This is a genomic window from Vibrio limimangrovi (assembly GCF_054064025.1).
On sequence record NZ_JBSUGF010000008.1, the window covers coordinates 603,595 to 613,274 of the forward strand.

Consider the following 9,680-nt stretch of genomic DNA (forward strand, 5'->3'; position numbering starts at 1 on the left):
TGAGAATTCACAGATCCTTTCCTACGCTTAGAACTGTTTGATTCTTCGATTGCCGTTTCTCAGAAAATCAATCATGTAGGACACAACAAAAAACACATTGAATAAGTTAAATTAAATTTACATTGCATTAACACGGATCATACAGGAAGGATACACATGGCAAACAAACTAACAATTCTTGCTTCCGTCGTAGCGGCTTCTACTGCAATGATGGCAACATCAGCACAAGCTGCAGACTCTACTTTGGACAAAGTAACAAAACAAGGTTTTCTTACTTGTGGCGTAAGTACTGGTCTACCTGGCTTCTCTAACCCTAACGCAAAAGGCGAATGGGAAGGCATCGACGTAGAATATTGCCAGGCAATGGCTGCTGCCGTCCTTGGAGATAAAACGAAAGTTAAGTATGTCCCCCTAACAGCAAAAGAACGTTTCACCGCTCTCCAATCTGGTGAAATTGATGTTCTATCACGTAACACTACCTGGACGTTACACCGCGATACTGCACTTGGTCTTAACTTTGTAGGCGTTAACTACTACGATGGTCAAGGTTTTATGGTGAAAAAGGAACTGGGTATTTCAAGTGCTAAAGAGCTTGATGGTGCATCTGTATGTGTTCAGTCAGGAACGACAACAGAGCTTAACTTAGCTGACTACTTCCGTAACAGCGGTATGAGCTACAAGCCAGTAGTATTTGACACAGCAGCTCAAACCTCTAAAGGTTTCGATTCAGGTCGATGTGACGTGCTAACCACTGACCAATCAGGTCTATACGCCCTACGTTTGAACCTTGAAAACCCAGCATCGGCGCAGGTACTTCCTGAGATCATTTCAAAAGAGCCTTTAGGTCCTGTTGTACGTCAAGGTGACGACCAGTGGTTTAACATTGCGAAATGGACACTTTCAGCAATGATTAACGCGGAAGAATACGGTATTACCTCTAAAAATGCAGATGATATGTTGAAATCGGAAGATCCGAACATCAAACGTATCCTTGGTGTTGATGGCCCTCAAGGTAAAGGTCTGGGTATCCGCGACGATTGGGGCTACCAAATCGTGAAGCAAGTGGGTAACTATGGCGAAAGCTTTGAGCGTACTGTGGGTAAAGGCTCACCTCTAGACATTTCCCGTGGTGTGAACGCACTATGGAATGAAGGCGGCTTCATGTACGCGTCACCAATCCGATAGTAACGAGTTAATGAGGGCGGTCCATCCGCCCTTTTCATTACTATTAATCTGAATGAGTAAGGAACACTCATTTGCTGGTGAATACCATGCCCAGTAGAAGATGGATTTTGGCAAGCTACTCACGCTGACAATCTATGATTGCCGGAGCATACTATTTAGCAAGCAATTAGCTGTACTTGCTCATGCAGACTGATATCTATAACTAAGGTTTGAGGTTATCGCTGTATGGAACCGACACAAGATGCATCGCTAAGTACGATGTCCAAACCAAGCGGAAGTAAGAGTGTGATTTATAATCCTGCTTTTCGTTCTGCAATTTTTCAGATCATTGCCGTGGGCGCACTGGGACTTTTCTTTTATACCATTGTCAACAACGCCCTGAACAACTTAGATGCTCGAGGCATTGCAACTGGTTTTGATTTTCTCGATCAAGAAGCAGGCTTTGGCATAGGTCTTACACTGATTGATTATGATGAAACTTATACCTATGGCAGAACCTTTATTGTCGGTCTGCTTAATACTGCATTAGTGTCAGTTTTAGGTATTATCCTGGCAACCGCGATTGGTTTTACAATCGGCGTTGCTCGTCTCTCTACAAACTGGCTGGTAAGCCGCCTGGCCGCTGTTTACATTGAGATATTTCGAAATATTCCCCTTCTTCTGCAAATTTTCTTTTGGTACTTTGCTGTTCTACAAGCATTACCTTCCACAAGACAAAGTCTAAGTCTTGGCGAGGCCATCTTCTTAAACGTACGTGGTCTTTATCTCCCTGCGCCTATATTGGAAAACGGCAGTGGTGTTGTCATTGCAGCCTTTCTTATCGGCCTGATAGCCACGATATCCATCTCAATATGGGCCAAAAACAAACAACGCCTGACTGGTCAGCAAACACCTATGACAAAAATAGCTCTGGGTTTAATCGTTGGCTTACCTCTGGTTGTGTATTTGCTTGTCGGTATGCCTATCTCTCTGGAATACCCAGCATTAAAAGGGTTTAACTTCCAAGGTGGTATCAGCATCATTCCTGAGCTCGCTGCTCTGCTGGTTGCTTTAAGTGTTTATACTGCGGCATTTATCGCTGAAATCGTTCGCTCTGGTATTAACGCCGTCAACCATGGCCAATCCGAAGCAGCGATGTCACTGGGTCTGCCGCGTTCAAAAACGCTAAAACTTGTCGTTATTCCTCAGGCTTTGCGAATCATTATCCCTCCATTAACCAGCCAATATTTGAACTTAACCAAAAACTCTTCATTAGCCATGGCAATCGGTTATCCGGATCTCGTCTCCGTATTTGCGGGCACAACGCTAAACCAAACCGGACAAGCTATCGAAATTATTGCCATGACGATGGGTGTTTACTTAGCACTAAGTTTGATTACTTCCGCGTTAATGAACCTATACAACCGTAAAGTCGCACTGGTGGAGAGATAATATGAGTACACATCAATTTCAGCCTGATCTCCCACCACCGGCTAACACGGTAGGTGCGGTAGGTTGGATGCGTAAAAACCTGTTTGATGGTCTGGTAAACTCTATTGTGACAATTATGCTCGCCTACTTAGCGTTTACTGCACTTTGGAACATTGTCGATTGGGCGTTTATCAACGCTGATTGGGTAGGAACAACGAGAGATGCGTGTACCCGGGAAGGTGCCTGCTGGGTATTCATCAGTGTACGCTGGGAGCAGTTCATGTATGGCTTCTACCCAGAGGCTGAACTGTGGCGCCCTCGCCTGTTTTATATCTCACTGGCTATTCTTACTGCTCTGGTCGCTTATGAAAAAACACCAAAACGCATGTGGATCTGGCTGTTTTTTGTCAATGTTTATCCGTTCATCATCGCTGCGCTTTTGTACGGCGGCGTGTTTGGTCTGGAAGTCGTTGACACGCACAAATGGGGTGGCTTACTTGTTACCTTAATCATTGCGCTTGTAGGTATCGTTGTATCGTTACCGATTGGTGTGATCTTAGCACTAGGTAGACGCTCTGAGATGCCGATTATCCGCAGCATGTGTACTGTCTACATCGAAGTATGGCGTGGCGTTCCTCTGATTACAGTGTTGTTCATGGCGTCGGTCATGTTGCCACTGTTTATGTCAGAAGGCTCAGAAACAGATAAACTCGTCCGTGCTCTCATTGGCGTGGTGATGTTCAGTGCGGCCTATATGGCTGAAGTGGTTCGTGGTGGCCTACAAGCGATTCCAAAAGGTCAATACGAAGCGGCAGATGCGCTTGGTTTGAGCTACTGGAAAAAAACAGGATTAATTATTTTACCTCAGGCTCTGAAGATCACGATTCCTTCTATCGTGAATACCTTCATCGGTCTGTTTAAAGATACCAGCCTGGTACTGATCATCGGTATGTTTGACGTACTGGGCATTGGGCAAGCAGCAAACACCGATCCGGAATGGCTTGGCTTTGCTACAGAAAGTTATGTATTTGTCGCGTTAGTGTTTTGGGTATTTTGTTTCGGCATGTCACGTTACTCGATATGGCTCGAACACAAATTGCATACCGGTCACAAACGATAACTCATCAAGATCAAGGACGTATTATGACGCAACAACAGAACTACATGATCCAGCTGAAGGACATGAACAAATGGTATGGTGAGTTTCACGTACTAAAAAACATCAACTTAAACGTTAAGAAAGGTGAAAAGATTGTTATCTGTGGCCCATCAGGTTCAGGTAAATCTACCATGATTCGCTGTATCAACCGTCTGGAAGAACACCAAGCGGGCAATATTTTTGTTTCTGGCACCGAGCTTACTGAAGACTTGAAAAACATTGAGGCCGTTCGCCGCGAAGTGGGCATGTGTTTCCAGCACTTCAACCTCTTCCCTCATCTTACGGTCTTAGAGAACTGCACCCTTGCGCCTATTTGGGTAAAAAAAATGCCAAAAGAAGAGGCAGAAGCGATAGCGATGAAATACTTACAGCGCGTTAAGATCCCTGATCAAGCGGATAAATATCCGGGTCAGCTTTCAGGCGGTCAGCAACAACGTGTAGCAATCGCCCGCTCTTTGTGTATGAATCCTAAGGTAATGCTTTTTGATGAACCGACGTCTGCGCTCGACCCCGAAATGGTGCGCGAGGTATTGGACGTTATGGTTGAACTCGCGGAAGAAGGCATGACCATGCTGTGTGTAACCCACGAAATGGGGTTTGCGAAAGAAGTAGCCGACCGAGTGATCTTTATGGATGCCGGTGAGATCATCGAAGAAAATAATCCGAAAGATTTCTTCGAGAACCCACAATCTGATCGTACTCAAAACTTCCTATCGCAAATTTTACACCATTAATATTTTGCGCTAGAGACACTCTAAAAAGGCACTGATTTCAATAGGAACAGTGCCTTTTTCAATACGTAGTCAGTTATGGTAACGTTATCTACGTTCGCTATATCTGGCAGTAATATTGTGTTACAAGTTATCACATACATAACGTCTTATTTCTATTATTATTTTGTCATAGCGATACATGGTTAGGGCTTGATTTTTTGAACTTTCAACCCCATAAATGTACTTATAAGAAAGTCTCTTATCGAGGAAGAATATGAACAGTCCAATGTTTACCCGCACTTCAACACAAGAAAGTGCTCTACAAACGAACAAAGTATTGCGTAATACTTACGCCCTACTGTCGATGACGCTTCTATGGTCAGCTGTGGTTGCTGGCGTATCAATGGCGTTTAACCTACCACGTCCGGGCATCATCCTTATGTTGGTTGGTTTCTATGGTCTGCTTTTCCTAACAGAAAAGAACCGTAACAACAGCCTTGGATTGGTTTTCACCTTCCTGTTCACAGGTTTCCTGGGTTACACCATTGGTCCAATCCTAAACATGTACATCGGTGCAGGTATGGGTGACGTTGTACTGACCGCTCTAGGTGGTACGGCGCTATCGTTTATGGCTGCGTCAGCATACGCACTAACCACTAAGCGTGACCTATCTATGATGGGTGGCCTGATGTTGTCTCTGTTCGTTGTGCTTATCGTGGGTATGATTGCGAGCATCTTCATTCAGTCAACGATTCTCCACTTGGCAATGAGCAGCTTGTTCATCGTGTTCTCAACCATGGCGATTCTGATGACGACTCAAGGCATCATCCGTGGCGGTGAAACAAACTACATCTCTGCGACAGTGACGCTATACGTATCAATCTACAACATCTTCATCAGCCTGCTTAGCATTCTAGGCATCATGAACGACGACTAATCAGTCAGATTGAATCTAGTTAAAAGGCCCGAAGATTATTCTTCGGGCTTTTTGTTTATGCGTGCCTTACTCCGTCCCTGTACAATCATAGGGTGAGCTAAGTCATTATTTGTATGCTTTTGCTTCGCTTGAAACAACCAGTAGATTCTTTTGTTGAGTACATCCACACCTGTACGCTAATCTATAAACATCAATGATTACTTAACGGATACGACGTCATGTTCGTTTACAACGGCAAAGAAATTGAAACCGATGCTCAAGGTTACTTGTTAGACCATACTCAATGGGAAGAAGGCATGATTGAGTTATTGGCAGAAGAAGAAGGTATTGAGCTAACCGATGCACATTTGGAAGTTGTCCACTTTGTTCGTGACTTTTATGAAGAGTTCAACACATCCCCAGCGGTTAGAATGCTGGTTAAAGCGATGGAAAAAGCACACGGCCCAGAAAAAGGCAACAGTAAATACTTGTTTAAGCTATTCAAAAAAGGCCCGGCAAAACAAGCGACTAAACTGGCCGGCCTCCCAAAACCAGCGAAATGCCTGTAATCATAAAATCTTAAAGCCGCGGTAGGGTTTATATGAAGCGTTTTCATGCGAGACGCTCTCTACCGTTGCTGTCCGTGGCCCCTCTTTCAACCACTCAGTAAACTCATCTATTTGAGTTTCAGTACCGCAGGCGACTACTTCAACATCGCCATTGTTTAGGTTCTTAGCATAACCTGTCAAACCAAGCTTCAATCCCTGATGTGAGGTTTGGTAACGAAAACCTACCCCTTGAACAAGCCCCTTTACTAAATACTTTTCACACTTCAAGTTCATCGTTATTTCGCTTCTTCTAATGGTTGTTATACACCCTTTTAGCGCTCTCAATAAGCGTAGTGGGTTCTGAAATAATTATGGAAGAAAAAACGACATACGGGATTGATAAGTCTCTCATTCACTTAAAATTCAAATAAAGATGGCTCTTATTGCTTCTTCGTTAACTAATATGTCTTTATATGAAGCAGTAACGAGTGAACAAATCAGCTAAATCCCAATGGTTATTGCTTTTACCAGTCACATCCCGGACAATACGCCCCTTTCAAAATTCAACAAGAGCTAAAGAAATGACAGCTGCTATCTATTTGGTTAAAGGTCGTGAGAAATCAGTTAAGCGTAAGCACCCTTGGATCTTCTCTCGAGGCATCAGTAAAGTTGAGGGCGAACCTGCGCTTGGTGAAACGGTTGATGTATTCACTCACGACGGTAAATGGCTAGCCAAAGCAGCATATTCTCCTGAATCTCAAATCCGTGCTCGTATCTGGAGTTTTGAAAAAGAACAAATCAACAAAGCGTTTTTCGTTAAGCGCTTTAAAGACGCACAGCTTCTGCGTGAAGATGTTATCGAGCGTGACGGGCTAACTGGCTACCGCTTAATCGCTGCAGAGTCTGACGGCCTACCGGGTGTGACTATCGACCGTTACCAAAACTTCTTTGTTTGTCAGCTACTGAGCGCTGGTGCGGAATACAATAAACAAGCGATTGTTGACGCCCTTGTTGAATGTTTCCCGGATTGTAACGTTTACGAGCGCTCTGACGTTGCCGTGCGTAAAAAAGAAGGTTTGCAAGAGACAACTGGTGTCCTACATGGTGAAGAACCACCAAAATCTGTGGTAATTGAAGAAAACGGTGTGAAGATCAGCGTAGATATCGTTGGTGGCCATAAAACTGGTTTCTACCTAGACCAACGCGATAGTCGTCAGCAATCGATGAAATACGTGAAAGATAAAGAAGTACTAAACTGCTTCTCTTACACCGGTGGCTTTGGTCTTTACGCACTAAAAGGTGGCGCGAAGCGTGTTATCAACGCAGACGTTTCTCAGCCAGCTCTGGACACAGCAAAATACAACGCCGAATTGAACGAATTCGACATCTCGAAAAAGCGCGCTGTATTCCTGAACGCGGACGTATTTAAATTGCTGCGTGAGTACCGTGACCAAGGGACTAAATTTGACGTAGTCATTATGGATCCACCAAAGTTTGCCGAAAGCAAAGCACAGCTAAATGGTGCATGTCGTGGCTATAAAGACATCAACATGCTAGCGATGCAGATCCTAAAGCCTGGTGGCACTCTCCTGACCTACTCGTGCTCTGGCTTAATGGACCAAGTCCTGTTCCAGAAAATCATCGCAGATGCTGCTGTAGACGCGAATCGCCAAGTGAAGTTTGTTGAACGATTTGAGCAAGCGGCAGACCACCCAACGGACACGGCCTACCCGGAAGGTTTCTATCTGAAAGGTTTTGCTTGCAAGGTGCTTTAGATCTTTAATACAAGCATCAGATAAAAAAACGGAGCTTTCGCTCCGTTTTTTAGTACTTAACAGCTTCTATTCTCGTAACTGCTCCAAATTACTCATTAAGCTATTTGCGATATCCGCCGCAGAAGCACCGTCAAAATTAACCTCTAAGTCCATACCACCTTTATGAATCATCAAGGTTGAATTCTGACCTCTTTCAGTGACTGAGATACTAATGTCATCGACTTGTCCGCTGAAATCGCCTGACCCTAAATCATCAAGCAAGACAGTGATATCACTCTGACTCATGTCCTCAAACAAATCAGTGAAGTCAAGCTTGTCACCCGCTTCAAAATCGGTAACGGTGTCGGTTGCTGTCTTCATTTCTGTCCATTTGAAGACATCATCACCCTCGCCACCAGTCAAGATATCATTACCTAAACCACCGATTAAAATATCATCGCCGCTGGTGCCGACTAGAACATTATCTCCATCGTCACCCATAATGATATTGGCTTCGGCATCCGCCGCCGCTGTCAATGTGAGCGATTGAGTATTATAGTCAGCCGTTGATACCGAATCGGAAGTGACGTTATCAAAGTTAACAGATACCGTCGCTTCGTTACTTACCGCACCGTCTGAGTCTATAGCTTGATAGGTGAAATCATCATTTACGTCTGTAAAGCTAGTAATTTCAGTCCCAACTAAAGTGAAGCCTGCCTTGTCACTCGCACTACTGGTGTCTGGAGTCAATCGAATTTCATCAAAGCTACCACTAGCCATCGCAACTGTGATAAATCCTTCATGATTACCTGTATAAGTAATATCAGTTGAGTAAAACTGCTGAACACCAACAAGATGACCATCTAGAAAGATGTACGCCGTTAACCATGCAGCACCACTGTTGAAGCGGTCATTCAAACTGGCTAAACTTAGTTTCGCTTCGTTTGCTGATAAATCTTCATCCAGTTCTAGCGCAATATATTCACTAGTACTGATTTCATCACCCTGACCCGTTTCACCCGGAGAAACAACAACTAACCCAACCTGTTGATTCGCAAAATCGACTGAAATCTGAGCGTCGGAATTAAAGATGATAGTATTACCATCAGTAATTATCTGACCACCAGTGAAAGTTAAATTCGAGTTAGGTGGAGTATAGGATCCAACTAAGATATCTTTCCCTTGGTCTTCAAGAAGATCGGCAGTATCAAAGCTCTGCTCTTCAAAGAAGTCTTCAGTCAGACGGTACTTAACCTCTGTGTTTTCATCAAACACAGTGTTTTCATCTATGATGACTTCCTGACCATTTCCATCCACATAATACAGTTCACCGTGTTCTGGAAGCTCAGTGACTTGAATTTTAATGTCATCATCATTTGCGCCATTGACATCATCTTCGAGGTCTTCCACGCGCTGTTCACCACCACTTGTTAATCCATCAAACTCAACATCCTGAACAGGGAAAATGCCTTCCTGGACATTCAAAGAGATGATGAAATCACGTGCGATTGGAGGTGTGTTTGGAAGGTCATCTTCGATGATGTTACCAATACTAGTATCACTACCAAGTACACCAGTACCTGCTGTAACCTCTAATGTGAAAGTTTCATCCCCTTCGTAAACGTCATCATCCGTAGTTGGAACCGTCACTTTCAGATCGGTCTGACCTGCTGGAATGGTATACGTGCCGTCACTGTTCGCAGTTACCACAGTGACACCATCCGCCAGCGTGACCACGAAGGCGCCAATGTCCTCAGGCTCAGCCGTGTTAAGACCATCCGTCAATGTACGTAAATTAACCGTAACATTGAGATCAGCAGCGGCCGATAATCGAACCGTAAACGTAGCATCGTTACCTTCATCGACATTCACACTGTCTTCCACGATATACACGCTTGGACGGTCATCATCCGGATCCGGTCCAGGACCGTTACCGCCGTCATAAATGATGCCCAGCGCACTGTCACTGCCAAGCACACCCGTATCACCTTGTAC

The 9,680-nt window shown here is 44.3% G+C and carries 9 protein-coding genes; 7 read left to right on the forward strand and 2 right to left on the reverse strand.

Annotation, left to right across the window (positions count from 1 at the left end; translation table 11 throughout):
* Positions 1-156 precede the first annotated feature (156 nt).
* The 6 genes from ACWYU8_RS13515 (at position 157) to ACWYU8_RS13540 (ending at position 5,952) form a co-directional block, all read left to right on the forward strand.
* The gene (locus ACWYU8_RS13515) at positions 157-1,185 is read left to right on the forward strand and encodes an amino acid ABC transporter substrate-binding protein (protein ID WP_457520174.1); all 1,029 of its coding nucleotides are present in this window, start codon (positions 157-159) and stop codon (positions 1,183-1,185) included.
* A gap of 225 nt (positions 1,186-1,410) precedes the next feature.
* The gene (locus ACWYU8_RS13520) at positions 1,411-2,616 is read left to right on the forward strand and encodes an amino acid ABC transporter permease (RefSeq protein ID WP_457520175.1); all 1,206 of its coding nucleotides are present in this window, start codon (positions 1,411-1,413) and stop codon (positions 2,614-2,616) included.
* Between the two features lies 1 nt (position 2,617).
* Positions 2,618-3,715, forward strand: coding sequence for an amino acid ABC transporter permease (locus ACWYU8_RS13525; RefSeq protein ID WP_457520176.1), 1,098 nt, complete (start codon positions 2,618-2,620; stop codon positions 3,713-3,715).
* 23 nt (positions 3,716-3,738) lie between these two features.
* Entirely contained in the window at positions 3,739-4,488 is a 750-nt protein-coding gene (locus tag ACWYU8_RS13530; protein WP_444492703.1) for an amino acid ABC transporter ATP-binding protein, read from the forward strand.
* A gap of 253 nt (positions 4,489-4,741) precedes the next feature.
* Positions 4,742-5,404, forward strand: coding sequence for a Bax inhibitor-1/YccA family protein (locus ACWYU8_RS13535; RefSeq protein WP_457520177.1), 663 nt, complete (start codon positions 4,742-4,744; stop codon positions 5,402-5,404).
* Positions 5,405-5,622: 218 nt separating this feature from the next.
* Entirely contained in the window at positions 5,623-5,952 is a 330-nt protein-coding gene (locus ACWYU8_RS13540; protein WP_065299691.1) for a TusE/DsrC/DsvC family sulfur relay protein, read from the forward strand.
* Here the strand turns inward: ACWYU8_RS13540 and yccX are convergent, their stop codons facing one another.
* Entirely contained in the window at positions 5,953-6,225 is a 273-nt protein-coding gene (yccX, locus tag ACWYU8_RS13545) for an acylphosphatase (RefSeq protein ID WP_457520178.1), read from the reverse strand.
* 287 nt (positions 6,226-6,512) lie between these two features.
* Here yccX and ACWYU8_RS13550 point away from each other — a divergent pair, with 287 nt between their 5' ends.
* Complete coding sequence (locus tag ACWYU8_RS13550; protein WP_457520179.1) at positions 6,513-7,706, forward strand: class I SAM-dependent methyltransferase; 1,194 nt, start codon at positions 6,513-6,515, stop codon at positions 7,704-7,706.
* 66 nt (positions 7,707-7,772) lie between these two features.
* Here the strand turns inward: ACWYU8_RS13550 and ACWYU8_RS13555 are convergent.
* A partial coding sequence (locus ACWYU8_RS13555; RefSeq protein ID WP_457520180.1) for a Calx-beta domain-containing protein occupies positions 7,773-9,680 on the reverse strand: 1,908 nt, incomplete at its 5' end.

Bases quoted from the DNA above. Each gene is read 5' to 3' on its own strand.
- ACWYU8_RS13515 (WP_457520174.1), top strand. From the start codon at position 157: ATGGCAAACAAACTAACAATTCTTGCTTCCGTCGTAGCGGCTTCTACT.
- ACWYU8_RS13520 (WP_457520175.1), top strand. From the start codon at position 1,411: ATGGAACCGACACAAGATGCATCGCTAAGTACGATGTCCAAACCAAGC.
- ACWYU8_RS13525 (WP_457520176.1), top strand. From the start codon at position 2,618: ATGAGTACACATCAATTTCAGCCTGATCTCCCACCACCGGCTAACACG.
- ACWYU8_RS13530 (WP_444492703.1), top strand. From the start codon at position 3,739: ATGACGCAACAACAGAACTACATGATCCAGCTGAAGGACATGAACAAA.
- ACWYU8_RS13535 (WP_457520177.1), top strand. From the start codon at position 4,742: ATGAACAGTCCAATGTTTACCCGCACTTCAACACAAGAAAGTGCTCTA.
- ACWYU8_RS13540 (WP_065299691.1), top strand. From the start codon at position 5,623: ATGTTCGTTTACAACGGCAAAGAAATTGAAACCGATGCTCAAGGTTAC.
- yccX (WP_457520178.1), bottom strand. From the start codon at position 6,225: ATGAACTTGAAGTGTGAAAAGTATTTAGTAAAGGGGCTTGTTCAAGGG.
- ACWYU8_RS13550 (WP_457520179.1), top strand. From the start codon at position 6,513: ATGACAGCTGCTATCTATTTGGTTAAAGGTCGTGAGAAATCAGTTAAG.